At 57.4% G+C, this 19163-nt stretch carries 22 protein-coding genes and 1 tRNA gene; 11 read left to right on the top strand and 12 right to left on the bottom strand.

Annotation, left to right across the window (positions count from 1 at the left end; translation table 11 throughout):
* The first annotated feature begins 36 nt into the window (after window positions 1-36).
* Entirely contained in the window at window positions 37-159 is a 123-nt protein-coding gene (locus ACR0LX_RS01570) for a hypothetical protein (RefSeq protein ID WP_480782292.1), read from the top strand.
* A 186-nt stretch (window positions 160-345) separates the two neighbouring features.
* Here the strand turns inward: ACR0LX_RS01570 and ACR0LX_RS01565 are convergent, their stop codons facing one another.
* Complete coding sequence (locus ACR0LX_RS01565; protein WP_480782291.1) at window positions 346-984, bottom strand: MarC family protein; 639 nt, start codon at window positions 982-984, stop codon at window positions 346-348.
* Between the two features lie 60 nt (window positions 985-1044).
* A complete protein-coding gene (locus ACR0LX_RS01560; RefSeq protein ID WP_480782290.1) occupies window positions 1045-1497 on the bottom strand; it encodes an iron-sulfur cluster assembly scaffold protein in 453 nt (150 codons plus the stop codon).
* 67 nt (window positions 1498-1564) lie between these two features.
* On the opposite strand from ACR0LX_RS01560, the gene hisI reads away from it, so the two are divergent.
* A complete protein-coding gene (gene hisI, locus ACR0LX_RS01555) occupies window positions 1565-1936 on the top strand; it encodes a phosphoribosyl-AMP cyclohydrolase (protein ID WP_480782289.1) in 372 nt (123 codons plus the stop codon).
* 52 nt (window positions 1937-1988) lie between these two features.
* Here hisI and gluQRS read toward each other — a convergent pair whose 3' ends face one another.
* From gluQRS to ACR0LX_RS01535, 4 genes are all read right to left on the bottom strand, one after another.
* Entirely contained in the window at window positions 1989-2867 is an 879-nt protein-coding gene (gluQRS, locus tag ACR0LX_RS01550) for a tRNA glutamyl-Q(34) synthetase GluQRS (RefSeq protein ID WP_480782288.1), read from the bottom strand.
* Window positions 2864-3478 carry a class I SAM-dependent DNA methyltransferase gene (locus ACR0LX_RS01545; RefSeq protein ID WP_480782287.1) on the bottom strand — a complete coding sequence of 205 codons (615 nt, stop codon included), beginning with the start codon at window positions 3476-3478 and terminating at the stop codon, window positions 2864-2866. The genes gluQRS and ACR0LX_RS01545 overlap by 4 nt, the downstream gene beginning before the upstream one ends.
* A gap of 26 nt (window positions 3479-3504) precedes the next feature.
* On the bottom strand, window positions 3505-4845 hold the full coding sequence (gene trmFO, locus ACR0LX_RS01540; protein WP_480782286.1) for a methylenetetrahydrofolate--tRNA-(uracil(54)-C(5))-methyltransferase (FADH(2)-oxidizing) TrmFO: 1341 nt from the start codon (window positions 4843-4845) through the stop codon (window positions 3505-3507).
* 264 nt (window positions 4846-5109) lie between these two features.
* Window positions 5110-5895 (bottom strand): enoyl-CoA hydratase, encoded by a 786-nt coding sequence (locus ACR0LX_RS01535; protein WP_480782285.1) that lies wholly within the window; start codon window positions 5893-5895, stop codon window positions 5110-5112.
* Between the two features lie 57 nt (window positions 5896-5952).
* Here ACR0LX_RS01535 and ACR0LX_RS01530 point away from each other — a divergent pair, with 57 nt between their 5' ends.
* Window positions 5953-6396, top strand: coding sequence for a PaaI family thioesterase (locus ACR0LX_RS01530; protein WP_480569661.1), 444 nt, complete (start codon window positions 5953-5955; stop codon window positions 6394-6396).
* Window positions 6397-6458: 62 nt separating this feature from the next.
* Here the strand turns inward: ACR0LX_RS01530 and ACR0LX_RS01525 are convergent, their stop codons facing one another.
* A complete protein-coding gene (locus ACR0LX_RS01525) occupies window positions 6459-6686 on the bottom strand; it encodes a DUF1127 domain-containing protein (RefSeq protein ID WP_480782284.1) in 228 nt (75 codons plus the stop codon).
* Between the two features lie 99 nt (window positions 6687-6785).
* Between ACR0LX_RS01525 and ACR0LX_RS01520 the strand changes: the two genes are divergently transcribed.
* The gene (locus ACR0LX_RS01520) at window positions 6786-8189 is read left to right on the top strand and encodes an aminotransferase-like domain-containing protein (protein ID WP_480782283.1); all 1404 of its coding nucleotides are present in this window, start codon (window positions 6786-6788) and stop codon (window positions 8187-8189) included.
* A 3-nt stretch (window positions 8190-8192) separates the two neighbouring features.
* Here the strand turns inward: ACR0LX_RS01520 and ACR0LX_RS01515 are convergent, their stop codons facing one another.
* Window positions 8193-8555 carry a nuclear transport factor 2 family protein gene (locus ACR0LX_RS01515; protein ID WP_480782282.1) on the bottom strand — a complete coding sequence of 121 codons (363 nt, stop codon included), beginning with the start codon at window positions 8553-8555 and terminating at the stop codon, window positions 8193-8195.
* A 238-nt stretch (window positions 8556-8793) separates the two neighbouring features.
* Here ACR0LX_RS01515 and rplM point away from each other — a divergent pair, with 238 nt between their 5' ends.
* A complete protein-coding gene (rplM, locus tag ACR0LX_RS01510) occupies window positions 8794-9252 on the top strand; it encodes a 50S ribosomal protein L13 (RefSeq protein WP_039536983.1) in 459 nt (152 codons plus the stop codon).
* 6 nt (window positions 9253-9258) lie between these two features.
* Entirely contained in the window at window positions 9259-9744 is a 486-nt protein-coding gene (gene rpsI, locus ACR0LX_RS01505; protein WP_170466890.1) for a 30S ribosomal protein S9, read from the top strand.
* Between the two features lie 83 nt (window positions 9745-9827).
* Here rpsI and ACR0LX_RS01500 read toward each other — a convergent pair whose 3' ends face one another.
* The 3 genes from ACR0LX_RS01500 to ACR0LX_RS01490 all read right to left on the bottom strand — a co-directional run bounded on the left by ACR0LX_RS01500 (window position 9828) and on the right by ACR0LX_RS01490 (window position 13032).
* Window positions 9828-10856 (bottom strand): zinc-binding dehydrogenase, encoded by a 1029-nt coding sequence (locus tag ACR0LX_RS01500; protein WP_480782281.1) that lies wholly within the window; start codon window positions 10854-10856, stop codon window positions 9828-9830.
* Window positions 10857-10935: 79 nt separating this feature from the next.
* Entirely contained in the window at window positions 10936-11490 is a 555-nt protein-coding gene (locus ACR0LX_RS01495; protein WP_480782280.1) for a hypothetical protein, read from the bottom strand.
* 234 nt (window positions 11491-11724) lie between these two features.
* Window positions 11725-13032 (bottom strand): tetratricopeptide repeat protein, encoded by a 1308-nt coding sequence (locus ACR0LX_RS01490; protein WP_480782279.1) that lies wholly within the window; start codon window positions 13030-13032, stop codon window positions 11725-11727.
* A 122-nt stretch (window positions 13033-13154) separates the two neighbouring features.
* Between ACR0LX_RS01490 and ACR0LX_RS01485 the strand changes: the two genes are divergently transcribed.
* From ACR0LX_RS01485 to ACR0LX_RS01465, 5 genes are all read left to right on the top strand, one after another.
* Window positions 13155-13433, top strand: a complete 279-nt coding sequence (locus ACR0LX_RS01485; RefSeq protein ID WP_480782278.1) for a hypothetical protein — start codon at window positions 13155-13157, stop codon at window positions 13431-13433.
* Window position 13434: 1 nt separating this feature from the next.
* The gene (locus ACR0LX_RS01480) at window positions 13435-15072 is read left to right on the top strand and encodes a sulfatase-like hydrolase/transferase (protein ID WP_480782277.1); all 1638 of its coding nucleotides are present in this window, start codon (window positions 13435-13437) and stop codon (window positions 15070-15072) included.
* A 102-nt stretch (window positions 15073-15174) separates the two neighbouring features.
* Window positions 15175-16842, top strand: coding sequence for a sulfatase-like hydrolase/transferase (locus ACR0LX_RS01475; protein ID WP_480782276.1), 1668 nt, complete (start codon window positions 15175-15177; stop codon window positions 16840-16842).
* A 45-nt stretch (window positions 16843-16887) separates the two neighbouring features.
* On the top strand, window positions 16888-18132 hold the full coding sequence (locus ACR0LX_RS01470; protein ID WP_480782275.1) for a DUF3179 domain-containing (seleno)protein: 1245 nt from the start codon (window positions 16888-16890) through the stop codon (window positions 18130-18132).
* A gap of 82 nt (window positions 18133-18214) precedes the next feature.
* Window positions 18215-18964, top strand: a complete 750-nt coding sequence (locus ACR0LX_RS01465) for an outer membrane protein (RefSeq protein ID WP_480782274.1) — start codon at window positions 18215-18217, stop codon at window positions 18962-18964.
* A 106-nt stretch (window positions 18965-19070) separates the two neighbouring features.
* On the opposite strand, the gene ACR0LX_RS01460 is transcribed toward ACR0LX_RS01465, so the two are convergent.
* Window positions 19071-19160, bottom strand: a tRNA-Ser gene (locus ACR0LX_RS01460).
* Between the last annotated feature and the right edge of the window lie 3 nt (window positions 19161-19163).

Below are 19163 nucleotides of genomic sequence, written 5' to 3'. Positions count from 1 at the left end.
TCAACAAAGGATTAAACCCTGACCGGAGGTGAGACCATGCTGACCCAAATCAAGACCGCATTCAGCCGTTCGCAAGCAACAATCTTGCAAGACGCTGTTGGTGCCGTGTCCTTGGTTGTGATGCTGGTGGTTGCCCTTCATCTGCCGCTGGGGTTCTAAGCCTTTCTGCCTGCGATCTCGTGCCGTTCAACCCGCGTATGTCATCCCCATTTCAGTCAAGGGTGACCTGCCTGTCCCAAACCCCTTGAGGGGCCTGCCTCGGCCCCGCGCGGAATTCCGGATCCCACGCGAGAAACGCAATACCTGCCGCCGCCCTTTCCGCCCGGAAGGTGCGGCGGTTTTTTCTTACAATTGACCCGTCTTCATGATCTCAAGGATCGCTGAAAGCACGGAGTTGACTGCGACAGAGGCCAGGATCATGCCCATCACGCGGCTGATGATGGCAGCGCCGGAATGGCCGATCAGCCGAATGATCGGCTCGGCCAGCAGCATCAAGACAAAGGCTATCGCGATGACCAAAAGCATGATCAGCGCGGTGATACCCTGATCCGCTGCGCTAAATCGGTTGTTGTCGGTCAAAATGACGATCGCCAGCATCGCACCAGGCGATGCGAGTGACGGAACAGCCAACGGGAAGATCGCTGGATTGGATTGGTGAATCTTGTCTTCCTGATCTTCTTCGGCTTGGCGCTGCTCGATTTCCTGTTTGCTTTCTCCAAAGATCATTGTCAGCGCGAACAGAAACAGGATGATACCACCGGCAACCTGAAACGAGTTGAGGCCAATATCCAATGCCTCGATCAGCAGCTGTCCGAAAACAAGGAAGAACAGCAAAACTCCGGCGCTGATGAATGCTGCAAGTAATGCCGTGCGACGGCGGGCAGACGCCTCGATACCGGCGGTGACGGCGATGAATACCGGGATCGTGCCGATCGGGTCAATCACCACCCAAAGGGTCACGAAATGTTCAAGCAGATTGTTCAAACCGCGACCCCCTCAGGACATTCGCGCGAGGTTATTCGGCGTCCGTGCAGAAGGCCAAGGTCAGGCGCAATTGGCCTGTTCAGCTTGTCCCATCGCCTCGGCGGTGGCCTCCAACGCCAGCAGGATTGAGGCGTGACGGTTCTTGTAATCCCGCGCAGGCATCAGAACTTCGAGCCCGTCAAAGGGCGCATCCGGGGCAGGGCCGTCTTTCTTCAACATGGCTGAGAGCTGATCGCGGGCGGTTTCAACCTGTTGACGCGTCGCGCCAATCACCGCATCACCAACGACAGAAGCCGAGGCCTGACCAAGCGCGCAAGCTTTTACATCCTGTCCGTATTCGGCAACCTTGCCGTCACGCAGCGTTACATCCACCGTCACCGTCGAGCCGCACAGAGGCGCGCGCTTTTTGACGGTGGCATCGGGGTTTTCCAGACGATCAAGATGAGGAATATCCGCCGCCAGCGCAAGAATGCGGCCGGAATACAGCTTGATCAGGTCAGTTTCGCCGGACATGGGTTTCCCTCGGTAGCGGTTCCCAATACATAGTGACCAAACCCGGCGATGCAAAAGGTTTTTTGGAATGGCACAGACAGTCGCGTTCGACCCATCGACGCTGAAATTCAACGAGGTGGGTCTGATCCCAGCCATCGCTCAGGACGAGAGCACGGGCGAGGTTCTCATGATGGCCTGGATGAATGTCGAGTCGGTTTCGCGCACACTTGAGTCGCGGCGGGTAACCTATTGGTCGCGCTCGCGTAAATCGTTCTGGGTCAAAGGCGAAACCTCGGGTCACGTGCAAGAGCTGGTCGATTTCCGGGTCGATTGCGACCGCGACTGTCTGTTGGTTGTGGTGCGTCAGCAAGGGCCTGCCTGTCACACGAACCGGCGGTCCTGCTTCTACACCGCTGTTCGCGAAGGCGAAGAAGAAGAATTGATGAAGCCGATGCAGTGAACATCCGGTGCGTGGTGTTTAACGTGCTTCGTCGCTAAGGGGTGGATTTGGCTCAGATTCCAATCATCCGCCGGATATCTTCGGGGCTGGCACCTTCTTCACGGTATTTGGCGATCGCGCGCGCATCGTCGCGTTTAGCCAGACGCTTACCCGTTTCGTCACGGATCAGCCGATGATGCATGTAATGAGGGGTCGGAAGGCCAAGCACCGCTTGCAGTAGGACGTGAATACGCGTTGCCTCGAACAAATCCTGCCCGCGCACGATATGCGTGATGCCCTGATCGGCATCATCCAGCACCACCGAGAGGTGATATGACGTCCCCATGTCACGCCGGGACAAGACGACATCTCCGATGGTCTGCGACAAATCCTGGGCCGACAGTGCGATCGTCCCAGTCTCACCGTTTGGACCTGCCCCTAATTCGTGAAACCCCGGCGCGCGGGCCTGAACCAATTGTGCCGCCTTGGCGATATCGAGCCGCAGGGGAATATCGATTGGCCGCGTCCTGCTGCCGGGATCGCCGTGTTTCCAACGTTCCCGGCAGGTGCCGGGGTAAATGAGACCATCGGGCCCATAAAGCGGCGCACCTTCCTGCGGCGCATTGGCTGCCGCGGCTATGTCCTTTCGGTTACATGTACAAGGGTACAACAGACCCAGCGCCCAAAGCTGATCCAAGGCGACCTGATAGGCAGGCAAGCGGTCCAACTGGCGCATGACAGGCTTGGGCCAACGCAGGCCCAGCCATTCAAGATCATCATAGATCAGATTTTCCCACTTTGGGCGCGCGCGGGATTGATCAATATCTTCGATCCGCAGCAGGAACTCTCCGCCCTGTTCACACGCCAAATCATGGGCCAGGATCGCCGAATAGGCGTGACCCAAGTGTAACGGTCCGGTTGGAGACGGCGCAAAACGGGTCCTGAAAGTCACGCTTTTTCAATCACGTAAACGTCTGATCTCATGTCCATGCCGCGTAGGTGGGGGCCGTTCTCGCGAAACAGAAGACGGGCATGCCCCATGTCCAGCCAATCACCCAAACGCGTGGTATAGCTGCGTTCTGCAAGCGTCAGGTCATTGAACGAAAACGCCAGCAGACCTTTCTTTGGCAAGGCGTGCATCAACATATCCAGTGTTTCCGGCGGTGCGGCACCTGTGCCGATCACACCAATGGCTGTAATCACCGAATAGGAGCCTGACTTGACCGGAGCAGGGTCAGTGATATCGAACTCGGTCAGGGTTCGGTATACGCCCTTTGCTTCAGCCCCTCGCAACATCTCAGAGGTCGGGTCCATGCCATCAATCACCCGATACCCGACGGTGTGCAGAGCCTCGCCGGACAGACCCGTGCCACAGCCATAGTCCAGAATAGGGACATCCGCCTGCGGTTTTTTCGACCACAAGGCCTCGGCCACCCGTTGCGGTGTCACATAACCTTGCCCGCCGACCTCGTCGTCATACGACGTCGCCCATTCCCGGTAATGGTCCTGCGTTTCCTGCACAGACCCAAGCCCATAGACATCCTTGAGAAATTTTTTGCTCATGCAGGCATGTTAAGCGGTCGCAGGGGTCATCGTCCAGCCAGCCACTCGGTCCACGCCGCTTTGGCGCGATCGGTATAGGCTTTGTAGCGGTCCTTGCGGCCGCGACGCCCACCTTTCAAGCCCTCAACGGGGCGGAACAGGCCGAAATTTACGTTCATCGGCTGAAAGGTTTTTGCCTCGGCGCCGCCGGTAATGTGGTGGATCAAGGCCCCCATCCCGCTGTCCTGGGGAAGCGGTGGAAGGGTGCGATCCTGAATCTCAGCCGCAGCAAACCGCCCGGCCAGCAATCCCATCGCGGCGCTTTCCACATAACCTTCGACCCCGGTGATTTGGCCGGCAAAGCGTATGTTGGGACGCGATTTCAGACGCATCTGTGCATCCAGCAGGGTCGGTGAATTGATGAATGTATTGCGATGAATGCCGCCCAGCCGGGCAAAACTGGCATTCTCAAGCCCCGGGATCATGCGAAACACGTCGGCCTGCGCACCGTACTTCATCTTGGTTTGGAAACCCACGATATTGAACAGCGTACCCAGAGCGTTATCGCGCCGCAATTGCACCACCGCATAGGGCTTGTCGTCCGGATTGTGCGGGTTGGTCAGGCCAACTGGTTTCATCGGTCCATGGCGCAGCGTCTCGCGGCCACGCTCCGCCATAACCTCGATCGGCAGGCAGCCATCGAAATATCCTGCGGTTTCGCCTTCATGAAATTCGGTCTTGTCTGCCGCCAATAGGGCATCAATGAACGCTTCGTATTGATCACGGTCCATCGGGCAGTTCAGATAAGCGGTGCGCTCTTCTTCGGTCTCGCCCTTGTCATAGCGCGATTGCATCCACGCCTGGCTCATGTCGATGCTGTCTGCATAGACGATCGGTGCAATCGCATCGAAAAACGCCAGCGCTTCGGCCCCGGTTTCGGACTGGATCGCAGCGCCCAGATCAGCCGAGGTCAGCGGACCTGTGGCAAAGATCCAGTGACCGTCTGACGGCAAAGACGTGACTTCTTCGGCGGTGACGGACACGCGCGGGTGAGCGTGCAGCCTGGCCGTAACCGTTTCGGCAAAGGGATCCCGGTCAACCGCCAGCGCGCCGCCAGCGGGCAAGCGATGTGCGTCTGCAGTGGACATGATCAGCCCGTTTGCGGCGCGCATCTCCCAATGCAGCAGGCCAACGGCGTTCTGTTCGTCATCGTCCGAACGGAACGAGTTCGAGCACACCATTTCTGCCAGATTGCCGGTCTGATGCGCAAACGTGCCCACCTTGGGGCGCATTTCGTGGATAACGACATCCACACCCAATTCAGCAGCCTGCCAGGCGGCCTCGGACCCGGCCATTCCGCCGCCGACGATATGCAATCTCTGTGTCATGAGACGCCACATAGGGCAGGGCGCGTGAATGCGCAACGTGGGTTTGCGGTGTTATTTCAACGACGCGAATATCTGGGAAGTCTTGGGGTCGCCGCTGCGGGAATGTCGACGCCGGTGAGAGAAACCAGCTTGGAGGGACCTTCCGCCCACGGCGACCCAAAAGTGTCTTTCAGGCCATGGCCTTGTCCCACCTTTGCCACAGTGTCGCCGCTTTGAAAAGTGAAAAATTGCGAACAGTTTGTAAAATTGTGCCGAATAATCGCTTCATTGCTGCCAATTTGGAGGCCGTTTTTCGATGAATGCGTTTATTCCTTCTTCGGTATCGCGATGCAGCATATTCTGCGCCATTACCTCGGCGGTATAGGCATATGCCTGATCGGTGGGCAGTTGAAGTTGTTGATAAAACGCCTCTTTCCCGACTTTGACTGCCGATCCCAACTTGTTTGCCAGTTGTTCGGCCAGCGCATTGGTTTCTTCTTCTAGCCTGGTTTCCGGCACGACGCGATTGATCAGGCCAAGCTCGGCGGCGCGCTCGGCCGGGATGAAATCGCCAGTTGTCAGCATTTCGAACGCGAGTTTGCGTGGGATATTGCGGCTGAGCGCAACCATCGGTGTCGAACAGAACAGGCCAATATTCACACCGTTGACCCCAAACCGGGTTCCTTCTGCAGCGATGGCCAGATCGCAGGTCGCAACCAATTGGCAACCTGCGGCGGTGGCAATGCCGTGGGTCTGGGCGATTACTGGCTGAGGCAAGGTCTGTATCGACATCATCATTTTGGCGCAGCGGTCGAAGAGGTCCTGAAAATAGGCCAGTCCTCCGTCGCTTGCCTGCCGCCCGTTTGTCATCTGTTTCAAGTCATGACCTGCGCAGAATGCCTTGCCAGCACCCGACAGGATCACCGCGCGAATTGACCGGTCGTCGCGCAGTGCGTCGAGTTCCGCTTGCAGAGCACCAAGCATCTCGTCGCTGAGGGCATTGAGACGCTCGGGCGCGTTCATCGTCAGGCGGGCGACGGCGCCCGTGTCGTTACGTTCCAGATTTGCCATATTGCCCTCCCGCTGGCTGTGGGCCAACTCTAGGGCGGCACGGCAAGGAGGAAAAGCATGTCATTGGCGCTGACGAAAAAAGAATTGTCTGACTATCTGGTGCAGGTCTTTCCGCAGGTCCACGCGGATTTCGTCATCGAGGACCTGACCGAGACGTCGATCACCGTGCGCCTTGTTGTAGCCGAGCGTCACTTGCGCCCGGGCGGCACCATCTCGGGGCCTTCGATGTTTGGACTGGCGGATGTAAGTGTCTATGCCATGGTTCTGGCCCGCAAGGGCCGTCAGTCTCTGGCCGTCACCACCAATAGTTCGGTCGACTTTTTGCGCAAACCCGTTGGTGGTGCTGATATGATCGCCAAATGCCGGTTGCTGAAACTCGGGCGCAGCCTGGCTGTGGGGGACGTACTTATGTACTCGGAAGGATATGACGAACCAGTTGCGCGCGCCACTATGACCTATTCGATCCCGCCCGAAGGTTCGGCTGCGGCAAAGTTCGGATAAAAAAGGCCGGGGACAAGCCCCGGCCCAGGAAGAGGTCCCAAAAAAATGGGACTGGGGATAACTCAGTTCATCCAGAAATATCGGCTGGTTTCGTTGCGCGATTGAAACCGCGTCAGCCCGACGTCGCGCAGCAGGCGATCATCCAATCGGCCGAGGTTTACGCGACTGCGGCGGCGTTGCTCCCATTTGGTGACCGTCGCTGCAAACTGCACGGCCAGCGCTGCTATTAGCGGCAGCCGGGGGCTGTCGGTCAGCAGGGTAAGGGCGGGTGTGTGCATTGCGCGTGTCATCTTGGGTATCCTTTCAAATTGTATTGACACAAAGCGTAGATGTTCGGTACAAGGCGTTGATACATTCAGCATTGTGTCAAAATCAAAGGAAGAATTGTAATGGATACAATTTGGCCAGAGGCGCTGCCGAAATCCAAAAGTCCTAAATATGCCATTGTGGCCGACACGATCCGAAAAGCGATAGATAACAACATGCTGGAGGTTGGAACCAAGCTGCCTCCGGTGCGTGAACTTGCGTATCAGCTACAAATCACGCCAGGTACGGTCGCGCGTGCGTATACAATCCTGACGGATGAGGGATTGTTACAAGCCGAGGTCGGGCGTGGTACATTTGTCGCCCCGCCCAAATCTCCGGTTCCGGATGATGTCTGGGCGCGCGAGCTGCATCTGCAGGATGACAAATACGATGCCAATGTCAGCCTGTTCAGCCCAAGGCTGGCGGATGTGGGGCAGGTGTCTCTGATCCGCGAATGTCTGCAAAAGGTGTCTCAGGCCAATCCGGGCCTGTTTCTGAACTATCCGACACGCGACGCTTACCAGCCGATGCGGCAATCGGTGGTCGATTGGTTGTCGGACCTGCCGTTGGGGCCTTTGACACATGACGATATCGTGCTGACACACGGAGGACAGAACGGCTTGTGCCTTGTGTTTCAGACAATTCTGCACGGTCCGAAGCCCGTTGTTCTGGTCGAGGACCTGTCCTATGCCGGATTTCGCCGGGCCGGGGAATTGATGCGAGCAGACATCGCGGGCGTGAAGATGGACAATTGGGGTTTGGACCCCAAAGCGATGGAGCATTTGCTGCGCCAGACCCCTGCGCAGGCGGTTTGCGTTTCGCCCGAGGTGCAAAACCCGACCGGCTCTCATACACCACTTGAACGCCGCAAAGAGATCGTCGAGGTCGCCCGGCGCTTTGATGTGCAGATCATCGAAGACGATTGCTATCGCATGGGCGACGCCCGCGAGCCGAGCTATCGGGCGCTTGCGCCAGAACGTGGATGGCATGTGTCATCGATTTCGAAAATCCTGACGCCAGCGCTGCGTGTCGGATTTGCCATCGCCCCGCGCGAGCGCAGCGTCGATCTGCGCCGATCTGCCGAGTATGGGTATTTCGGCCTGGCCCAACCGCTGGCCGAGGTGACACGGCTTTTGTTGTCCGACCCACGGACACGGGAAATTGCCCGGGATGTGCGCGTCAGGATGGGGGAATATGTTCGGGTGGCGGTGAACGCACTGGGTGGTTTCGACCTGAATTGGGCGCCGGATGTCCCCTTTGTCTGGCTCAGCCTGCCCTCGGGATGGCGCGCGGGGTCTTTCACGCGCGCGGCCGAGCGTGAGGGGATACAATTGCGGTCCGCCGATGAATTCGCCCTGCGCGACGGGCGCGCGCCGAACGCCGTTCGAATTGCGATGAATGGCCACGTATCGCTGGAGCGTTTCGAGGACGCGATGCAGCGGCTGAGGGCGCTTTTGGACAACCCGCCGGAACAGATCAGCGTTTGATCATCAGTTCAGAGGGGCAGGGTCACCAAAGAACCCGGCCAAGTGCGCGATCTGACCGGTCTCGTTCAATCGCACAAAATCGTGCCCGGCGACCATGACACCACCGTCTTGACCGACCATATGCCAGGTGAAGTGAACGACGTCATGGTGATTTGAGGGTTCGCTGGTCAATTCAACGCGCCCGCCAGAACCCTGCAACACCTCTCCGATATGATCACAGAGGTTGGAACGCCCAGTTACCTCCGCAGTTGGATCCACATATTGCCCGTTTTCCGCGAAACACCCGGTCAGCAGAGCAAGACGTTTGACTGCATCCTCTTCTTGCCAGGCCAGCCCATAGTCCGCGATTGTCTTTTGCCAGTTCATTTTACAACTCTCCGTTGGCCCGCGTATCCAATGGCAGTATAGCGGTCTTTGTGACATGCGCGAAGGCCCGCAAATTATGGGGTAAAATAATACCTATTTTGTAACATGTTGATTTAACACGTTAAAAACATGCTTACATGTATTGACCCAGAAAACCAGTAGGTCTAAACCCCGTGCATCGAATTCGGACCGGTCTGCATTCAGGCCGGTCTTTCACATCAAACAGGACTATCCTGCCATGAAAACCTTTTCTGCAACACCTGCAGACATCGACAAGAAATGGATCCTGATCGACGCCGAGGGCGTTGTTCTGGGCCGTCTCGCCTCGATCGTCGCCATGCGCCTGCGTGGCAAGCACAAAGCGTCGTTCACCCCGAACATGGACATGGGCGACAATGTCATCGTGATCAACGCTGACAAAATCCAGATGACCGGCAAGAAGCGCGAAGAGAACTTCTACTGGCACACTGGCCACCCGGGCGGCATCAAGTCGCGCACCAAGCAGCAGATCCTCGAGGGTGCACACCCCGAGCGCGTCGTGACCCAGGCGGTCAAGCGCATGCTGCCGGGCAACCGTCTGGCGCGCCAGCAGATGACCAACCTGCGCGTTTACGCCGGTGCCGAGCATCCCCATGAGGCGCAAGCGCCCGAAGTTCTGGACGTGAAGTCCATGAACAAGAAAAACACCCGGAGCTAATGACCGATGGCTGATCAGATCAATACTCTCGAAGAGCTGAGCGCCGTCGCAGGCGTTGAAACCGTGGCCGAAGAAGTTGTTGCACGTGAGCCCGTGCGCGACGAGCTGGGCCGTTCCTACGCCACAGGCAAGCGTAAAGACGCTGTTGCCCGCGTTTGGATCAAGCCGGGTTCCGGCAAGGTCACCGTGAACGGCAAAGATCAGGACAAGTATTTCGCGCGTCCTGTTCTGCAGCTGATCCTGCGCCAGCCGTTCCAGGTTGCCGGTGTAGAAGGTGAGTTCGACGTTGTTGCTACCGTCAAAGGCGGTGGCCTGACCGGTCAGGCCGGTGCGGTCAAGCACGGCATTTCGAAAGCGCTGCAACTGTATGATCCGTCGCTGCGTGGCGCGCTGAAAGCCGCAGGCTTCCTGACCCGCGACAGCCGCGTTGTGGAACGTAAGAAATACGGTAAGCGCAAAGCGCGTCGTTCGTTCCAGTTCTCGAAGCGCTAATCCCGCAGCTGGATCGAAGAAAAAACAAACGGCCGCAGAATGTTGCGGCCGTTTTTTTATGTACAACGAAGGAGACCGATCGGTCAGGGCGTGATAATGACCTTGCCATCGCTTTTCTTCAGCGCGTCAGCCAGATCTGGCACCACCTCGCGAAGGGTCAGACGTTCGGAAATATCCGTTTTCCAGCGGCCATCGGCAAATCTGGCCTGCACCTCACCGACCACGCGCATCTGGTCAGTTGGTGGCGTGGACATCATCCACTCTGTCAGCCAGAAGCCCTCGATCCGTTTGCTCATGAATATCAGCTGGCCGGTCTGGGTGAGTGTTGGCAGGTCGGGGCTCAGTTTACCATAACACACCCAGCGCGCGCGATTGGGCATCGCGCAGAAGATCTGCTCGGACAGTTGATCCGCCACTGCATCAAGGAACACGCGCGGTTTCAGGTTGGCGCTGATGGATGCGAATTTCTGGGCAACATCAGGGTCCGTTGTCACCAGAACCTCGGCAGCGCCCAGGTTCTTTAGCGTGTCGACCGTTTCGGCCCGACGGACCAACGCAATCGGGCTCAACCCTAGATCGCGTCCAAGGCTGCACATCAGCTTGCCCAATTGGCTGGTCGCAGCAGAGACCACAAACGCATCCCCGTTGCCGCGCGCGATATCGACCATCGCCATAGCGGTCAACGGGTTGACGATTTGCGCCGCACCATCCTCATCCGAGATTTCAGGGCGCAAGGGGATGCACATCTGGGCCGGTGTCAGGGCATATTCCGCCCATGCGCCCGAGCCAGAGGCGACAAAGGCCACGCGCTGGCCCAACAGTGCTTCGGCCCCGTCGCCCGTTGCAACAACATCGCCGCAGCCTTCGAAGCCTGCGGGCGCGCCTTTGACCCGGGGCTGGCCATATTCGCCTTTGATGAAGTGGATGTCGGATGGGTTCACCGAGGCGGTGCGCAAGCGGATCAGGACTTGTCCCGGGCCGGGTTTGGGCACCGGTATTTCAGCCGCCTCCAACCAGGCGGACGCGCTGTCCAGCGTGGGACCGGATGCTGATCCCGAATAACCATCCTGCGTCTGAATGACTGCGAACATTGTGGCTGGTAGGTCTGTCATGGGTTTTTCACCTATTTTCTTAACGACGCCGACTCAGCCGAGCTAAAGCGGGCCGCCCGATGGGACGGCCTCGCGTTCATCATTGCTGCGTCAGCAGTGTGCGCATTTCCTGGATTTTCTGCACGACCGTTTCGGGCGCGGCTTTGATCTCGTCCAGTATGGCGACTGCCTGGGTTTTGATGTCTTGTGACAGCGTGCTCTCCTGTACGGCTGCGACCATGGTGTCATAGTCGAATTGTTGCGCCGTCAGCTTGCCGTCTTCAACCCATGTATTGAACAGGTCCTGACCCTGATCCACAAGCGAGGCAACCTGATCGCCTGCCTCAGATGCGGCTTCGTTTGCCTGATCCGCCACGGACGAGGCGGCTTCGCTGGCCTGTTCGGTCACCGAAGAAGCTGCCTCGGACGCTTGTTCAGCAACTGTGTTAGCAGCGTCCGCTGCCTGCTCGGTTACAGCATCAGCGGCATCACTTGCGGCTTCTTGCAGGGCCGAAGCTGCCTCGCCTACTGCGTCGCCAGCATCCTGTGCTGCGGTCTCCAACTGCTCGGCTGGTGTGGGTTCGGTCTGATTCAGATAGTAATACGCGCCGACGCCAATCGCGGCGACGATAACGATAAGCAATATACGGGACATGAGGGTCTCCTTCTCAAAAAGATATGCGCCCGAGATGGGGTGAATCAATTGAGTCGAAAAGGGGGAAAACCGGGGTATTTCGGTCATTTAACGGGCATGAGCCAGCTGACGCTGATAGCAACCATTCAGGATGGCGGGTTCATGCCGCTTAACGTCCCGCGCGACAAAACCTGTTGCCGGTCAAAGGGCGTGAACCAGCCACAGGATCATGAACCGCAGCCGGCAAGCCGGCGTTCATTGCGTCTGGTTCAGCGAACCCGCAGCTTTCATTGCATTGATCAGGGCATCGACCGGTTCAGGGGTGGAAAAGGCGCGTCTTTTGACGGCCTCCAGGGGGAAATTGGGCCAGGTTTCATTGTAGACGCTGGCAAGCCGGCGTGCTTCTGCTTGTTCCCCATTCTCCCAGTGCGAGGCCATGAGATAGGCGGCAGAGATTGGGCCGAACGGTCCCCCGCGTGAAATGGTCGTCTCATAGGTCTCGATTGCGGCTGCGTAATCACCAGTGTGAAACTGTGCCGACCCAAGCGCGTTCTCGAAGACAAGGCCGCCGCTGGACTTGGCCAGTTCTCGAAAGTGGTCTGCTTGTCCAAGGAGCTGATCGAACTGTGACGTGTAGAGCAGGATCAACGCATCGAATTCCGCGATTTGGGCATCCATCGGCCGCAGTTTGACGGCCCGATCCGAAAGCGTCAGCGCGGAATCATAGTTGCCTAACCCAAGTTCCAACCACGCCCGCGCGGACAATGCCCAGGCATCGCTGGGGGCAAGCTCCAGCGCGCGGCGGCTGTTTTTGTCAGCGGCTTGCAAAAGCCTTTCCGTGTCGGGTTTTTCCGGCTGAAGAATTGCAAACATCGTCTCGATCTGAGCCGAACCGGCATAGCCGCAAAAATAGTCCGGGTCCCGCTCAATCGCGGTTTCGAATATCTGCAATGCGGGGCGCAGTCTTGCCAAGGTGACGACCGGAAAGATCAACTCACGTCCAGCGCTGCACAGGTTGATCGCCTCGATGCGCGCGGGGGCTACATCATAGATCATCGGACGACCCATTTCTGAATTTTCCGATGAGGAACGGAGCCAAAAAAAGGTCCCTGCCAGCACCGCGCATAGCGCCAAAGAAACTGTCAATACCAACGCAGCGGGCAGGGGTGCTCGCTGCCCATTCCCGGCGTTTGTCCGGCGTTCAAAAACTGGAACATAGCTGCCAACCGGCAGCGATATGACAACCGGATCGGAAGTTCCTACCCCTTCGTAATACGCGTCAAGCTTTCGGCGAACGCGACCAGCATCGACCCTGACGACACCCTCGCGTCTGGACAAATCCTCGACATCGTACCCGTAAACGTCCATCGCGATTGTCTTCGCGCGAATGTTGTCGGAGCGACCTGAAATCGCTTCGGTGACAACATAGGTCAGAAACGAGCGCATCCGGGACGATCCGCGGAATTCATCGGATCCCAGCACGCTTTGCAAGGCGGTTTCGATCTCGAAATTCGAGGCCGATCCCGCGCCATCCTTTCGTGTGTCACCTTCCGCCGCTGTCACGAACTATCCTTTCGTCACAGGGATTTGACCCCGTGTTGCTACGGTAGCATGCGCGGTTTTACCTTCAAGACATATTCTTCGCAGCGCATGCTTGGTGGGCAAGTTTATGGAATTTGCTGCCCATGACCGAGGATGACTTTTTCGATGCGCAATTCCCCAGATCAGCATCCCTGCTGACCGAAATGCGCGCCGCTGACACGGAACTCGATCGGATCTGCAAGGATTATCGCGATCTTTTTGCAGAGCTGTCTCGACAGCGGCAATCAGCTGACGTTCCGCAGTCCCGCTATATCGCGGATTTGGCGGAAAGCCTGTCGGATCTGCGTAGCACGATCGAAAGGCGGCTGCGCAGTCGTGAAACCCAAATGGCCGGCAAGTTTAACCAGATTGGAGAAACCTGACATGTTGTTAATTCGTATCCTGCCCGCGCTTCTATTGTGTGCGAGTCCTGGTCTGGCTCAGGACAGCCCAATCATTCACGATGGCGAGTATGAGTATCTACGCGCCCAGTTCGGAGACGCATGGGATGCGCAAGACGCGGAAATCGACGCCAGACTGGCCGAAATACGCGAAGCGAATGGCGGGAAGCCTCCGAATTTCCTCTATATTCTGATCGACGATATCAGCTTTGGTCACATGGGGGATCGCAAGCTGAACTACGTCACCGGGATCGAAACGCCGAACATCAATCACTTTGCGACCGAGGGGCTGTCGCTGATGCGTATGTATACCGAACCCTCGTGCACGCCGACCCGAACCGCGATGCTGACAGGGCGTCATCCGGTGCGCGCAGGTGTTGAAGAGGTCAAGGTTGCGTTAGTTGGTGAAGGCCTTCCAGCCAGCGAAGTAACTCTCCCCGAAATACTGAAAGAAGTCGGCTATTCGACCACGCATGTCGGCAAGTGGCATCAGGGTGATATCGAAGAAGCCTATCCGCATAATCAGGGCTTCGACTGGGCCGCATTCCCGCTGCATCAACAAGTGCAGCTTAGCCTAATGACCCCCGAGGCGATGCGGTCCAACAACATGTTGGGTTACGTGCCAGAGGGCCAGAACAACCAGTTTCAGATCGATGAACGGTTCAAGCCGTATGGTCTTGTCACGGGTGTTGAGGCCGTCGCCGGGGGGACGGCGTCAGAGGTAGAAATGGCCGCGGGCGAAATCTGGACGCAGGCCAAATACGAAGAGATGAATGAACGCTATCAGCGTCAGGCACTGGAACAGATCGAACGTGTGGCCAATGACGATGCGCCGTTTTTCCTGCAATACTGGCCTTTGTACCCGTTGAACTTCGTCTACGCGGATCAGGCGATATCCCGAAATGGCGGGTTCCATGCTGATAAGCTGCAACTGCTCGACGGTTGGATAGGGGATGTACTGGCCAAGCTGGACGAAACCGGTGCGGCTGAGAACACCATCGTCATCGTGATGGCGGATAACGGCCTGATGTATCACTACGAGGGCATCTCGGGCCTTAATCAGTTGATCTATCGCGGCGGCAAGACGCAGCATCTGGAAGGCGGTGTGCGCACCGATGCGTTTATCCGCTGGCCTGGCGTGATCGAGGCCAACAGCGCCGCCGGTGACATCTTTCACGTCTCGGACATTTACACCACGATGGCACGCATTGCCGGTGCGACCGACTACATCCCTCGTGATCGTGTGATTGACGGCATCGACCAGACCGCACTGCTGTTGAACGGCGAAGGCAATGGGCGGCGCGACTATGTGTATGTCTACGAAGGTCCTGTTCTCAGGTCGGTTGTCAAACAAGAATTCAAAATGCATTTACCAGCGCCGGGCCAACCGGGCGCGGCAGCCCCGACCTACAACATCTATCGAGACCCGCGCGAGGAACACCCACTTGTCGGATACTCACTTTGGGCCGGTGCATCGTTTCAGGACATGATCAAACGTCATCAGAAGACGATCGCAAAATACCCGCATTCCGAGATTGCGAAGGGCGTTCCCTATGGGGGAATCGACAACCTGCGCCCGGAGTCAGAACTGACCCGCGATGTCTTCATGAGCTGGCAGTAAGGACAAACAACACAAAGCGTAAAAATATGCTAATGTTTCAATGTGAAAGGCTTGGCGCATGAGTTATTGCACGTCGCCCAGCACAGGGAAGAGGGGTTTGGGATGAGGATTTCCAAGGTACTGGTTTTGTTGGCAAGCTGTCTTGCGACTGCCGTGTCGGCTCAGGATGAGCCCATTCAACACGATGCGGAATTCTATATTCTAAAGGCTCAGCACGGTCCGCAATGGGTTCAGGATGATGCCGCAGTAGATGACGCATTGGCTGCGTTCCAAGACGCCAATAACGGCAATCCCCCCAATATTGTCAGTGTTCTGATCGACGATCTGGGGTTCGGCGACATGGGGATACCAGAGCTGAACGCCGTGCGCGGGTATGAGACGCCAAACATCAACGACTTTTCCGACGAAGCCATGCGCATGGTACGCATGTACACCGAACCGTCGTGCACTCCGACACGGGTCGCGCAGATGACAGGGCGTTTGCCGGTTCGCATGGGCATGGGGGACACGACGGTCGACATCGCTGGCTTTGGTTTGCCCGCAGACGAGGTGACGCTTGCGGAAGTTCTGAAGCAGGCGGGGTATGCCACAAGCCATGTCGGCAAATGGCATATGGGCGACATTGCCGAGAGCTGGGCGATGAACCAGGGCTTCGACTATGCCCAAATGGCAGTGCATCAGCAGGGACAACTGACGATTTTCAACGACGACGCGATCAAGGAACAAGTCTCGGTCGCGATCCGCGACTATGATGACAAATACACGTTGGACGACTGGTTTCGCCCCGATGCCTCGGCGATGATGACGGTGATTGAGGGTGAGGCAGGCGGGCCGATACGCGAAATCAGGATGCAAGAAGGCGAGCGTTGGAACGCTGCCAAATACGATGAAATGAACGAAGCTTTCCAGAACAAGACACTGGAAGAGCTGGAGCGGCTAAGCGGAGGTGAGGAACCGTTCTTCCTGCAATACTGGCCGATGATCCCGCTGGACAACACACGCGCTGGACGCAGCGGACCCGAAAGCGCCAATGGCGGGCTCTATGTGGACAAGATGCAGCTGCTGGACCAGTGGCTAGGCGATCTGTTTGAGAAGATGGAAACGCTGGGACTGGCCGACAATACGATTGTCATCGTCATGGGCGACAACGGGCACTTTACAAAATACGCGCCGCAATCTGGCTTTACGCCGATGATCTATGCGGGCGGCAAGGGCGATACCACCGAAGGTGGCGTGCGCGTGGATGCCTTTATTCGCTGGCCCGGAATGATCGAGGCCGATGGGATGCTGAACAGCATCATCCATGTCTCGGACCTTTACACAACGCTGGCGCGGTTTGCGGGGGCTGATCAGCACATTCCCCGCGACCGTCTGGTGGACGGGGTCGATCAGTCGGCAGCCCTGTTGTTCGCCGATGAATCCAAAGCGCGGCGCGATCACGTGATCATCTATTCGGTCGCCAAGCCCGAGGCGATCGTGAAAGATCAACTCAAGCTCAAACTGCCCGGGCCGGGGGAAAGTGCAATTCTTGCTAAGTTCTTCGATCTTTATAGAGACACCCGCGAGGAATATTCGGTTTCAACAGAAGTTGGTTCTTGGGGTGGGCAGGAGTTCGTACGTATCCTGGGGCGCCACAAGGCGCGCAAAGAGAAATTCCCCGATACGCCCCCAGCTTATGGAGTGCCGTATGAGGGGATCGAGAACATACGCCCTGAGACCCAGAAAGCCGTCGAGGCTTTCGCAGTCAAACGCCAAGCGCCACAGCAATAGGACCGTGTTCGCCGGGTTTTAGCTACAGATACTGGGATTGACCGCATGTTTGGAACCATCGTTTTCGCTCTTGGCCTGATGGTCTCGCTAGGGATCGGCTTCGTCTATTTCCGCGACCTCGGGGATGTCTCGCAAATGCTATTGAAGGTTAAGCGCGAGAATATGGTGCGTTTCATCCGCAACGAATATCGCCTGATTGCAGTCGGGCTGGGCGGGTTTGTGGTGGCAACGCTGGCTCATTTTATATTCGGCGGCGGGCCAACCTGGCTGTGGGTCGTATGCACTGTGCTGGTCGTGTTCCTCTATGGGTTTCCATATGTCTGGGTTCATCTTGGACTGCGCAATCAATTGAACGACGCATATTACGCCCCGATTGAAGAGGCGCGGAAATTTGTCGGTCCCACCGCTCCGGTCATCGTCATCGACAACAACGGCCATGCCCGCGCACATCCCGATGCTCAGATCATGCGACCTCATCTGGCCGGCGATGCGCAGGGGCTGGGCGGAGAAGACGTTGTCATGACCTACTGCGCCATGGCCAATCTGGGGCAGGGCTATACGCCCCGGATCGAAGGCAAGCGTCTGAACCTAGAAGTTTTGGCGCAGCACGGCAACAACTTGATCCTGCGCGACAACGACACGGGCGAGCCCATTCAGCACATCTATGGCTTTCGCGAGGCCGACCAAGACCCGAAAACTGACGGACCTGCCTGTCCGATCCGGCCCGAGGCGCAAATGACCCCTTGGCCCACCTATCGAATGACGTTCCGCGGGTTTCAAAAGGCTTTCCCGGATGGTGAGGTCTATCTGAACAGGCCTTCGCCAAACCCGCTGTTGCGACTGTTGGACATGGCGACCGAAATAACCTTTGGCTGGGGCATCGGTCGTCAGCATCAGGAAGACGCGCCGGTCATGGATAACATGGATCGTTCGGACAATCGGCTGCCGAACAAAACCTATGTCTGGGGGATCAGCATCGGGCAAGACGCTGCCTGCTGGACCGATGATTTCGTCGTCGACAACAATTGGATCGTGAATGCCCGCGTCGGCGGGCGCGATGTCGTTGTCAGCCTTGATCCGAAATACGAGAGCCTCGGCGTTTGGTACAATGACAGCGGGCAGCCGGTGTCCCACTGCGATTTCTGGGGAAAGTCTGACCGGGGGCAGTTGCAACGGGTCGAAACCTTGCGGGCTGGGGTTTTCTGGCACGTCTGGTCCGAGTTTTTTCCAAACACAGACATCAACCGTGTCGGCAACAGCGCAGCGCAATCTGAGGAAACCGCTGCATGAACTGTTTTCGCGCGGCGGAACAAAGGACATATTCAATGGTTCTGATGAGGCTCGGGACAATGTATTTTCAGGGAGTTAACTGATGGCTACGGCAAAAAAACTTGGAACCGCCTTGGGGTTGGCTTTGACGACTGGGATGGCGACATCCGCATTGGCGCAGCAATCCGACTGGTCTTATGAGGCGTCGATCTATCTGTTTATGCCCGAGACGGACGTTTCGCTGGGAACACCTCGCGGCACGCTGAGCGGGACCCTTAGCTTTTCCGACGCACTCGAAAATCTGGACCTTGCTTTTATGGGGGCCTTTTCCGCCTCGAATGGGCGTTGGCTGGTTTTGGCAGACTACAACTACACCGATTTGTCATTCAGCAACGATACGCCGGGTCCGGCCAGTTCCGGCCTGGATACCTCGTTCACGGTTCAATATCTGAGCGGCTATGTCGGCTATCGCGTTTACGATGCACCAACGGTTAGCGTCGATCTGGCTGGCGGTTTCAGGTGGTTCAGCACCGATACCGAATTTGACCTACAGCCCGGTGCAGCACCCGGGCGTCGGACGACGGCAGATGACAGCTGGACCGACCCTGTCATCGGCGCACGCGCGCGTGTGCAGTTTTCGGACAAATGGTCCGGGACCGGGTTTGTTGACTATGGGGGCTTCAGTAGCGACAGCGAAACCTGGCAGGTCTTGCTGACCGCAGATTATGCGATCAACGACCGGTGGTTGCTGCGAGGCGGATATCGGTTCATCTCGTTCGATCACGAGATCGACGGCAATGACTTCAAATTCGAACAATCCGGCCCGCTGTTTGGCGCCACCTACCGCTTTTGAACGGGCGTTAGCGCTGAGTTGCCGGCGCTGAAGCGCACGGCACTGTTGACGCCGCAAACCGAAATAGCCTCGAATTCGCGCAATAACAGTTCGTTTGGAGTGTTAGTGGCGGAGAGACAGGGATTCGAACCCTGGGTGGGCTTGCACCCACAACGGTTTTCGAGACCGCCCCGTTCGACCACTCCGGCACCTCTCCGCG

This window comes from Ruegeria sp. CH11, from assembly GCF_056537105.1.
Note: the sequence above shows the minus strand (reverse complement) of the source record. Positions and strands in the feature narration are given on the sequence as shown.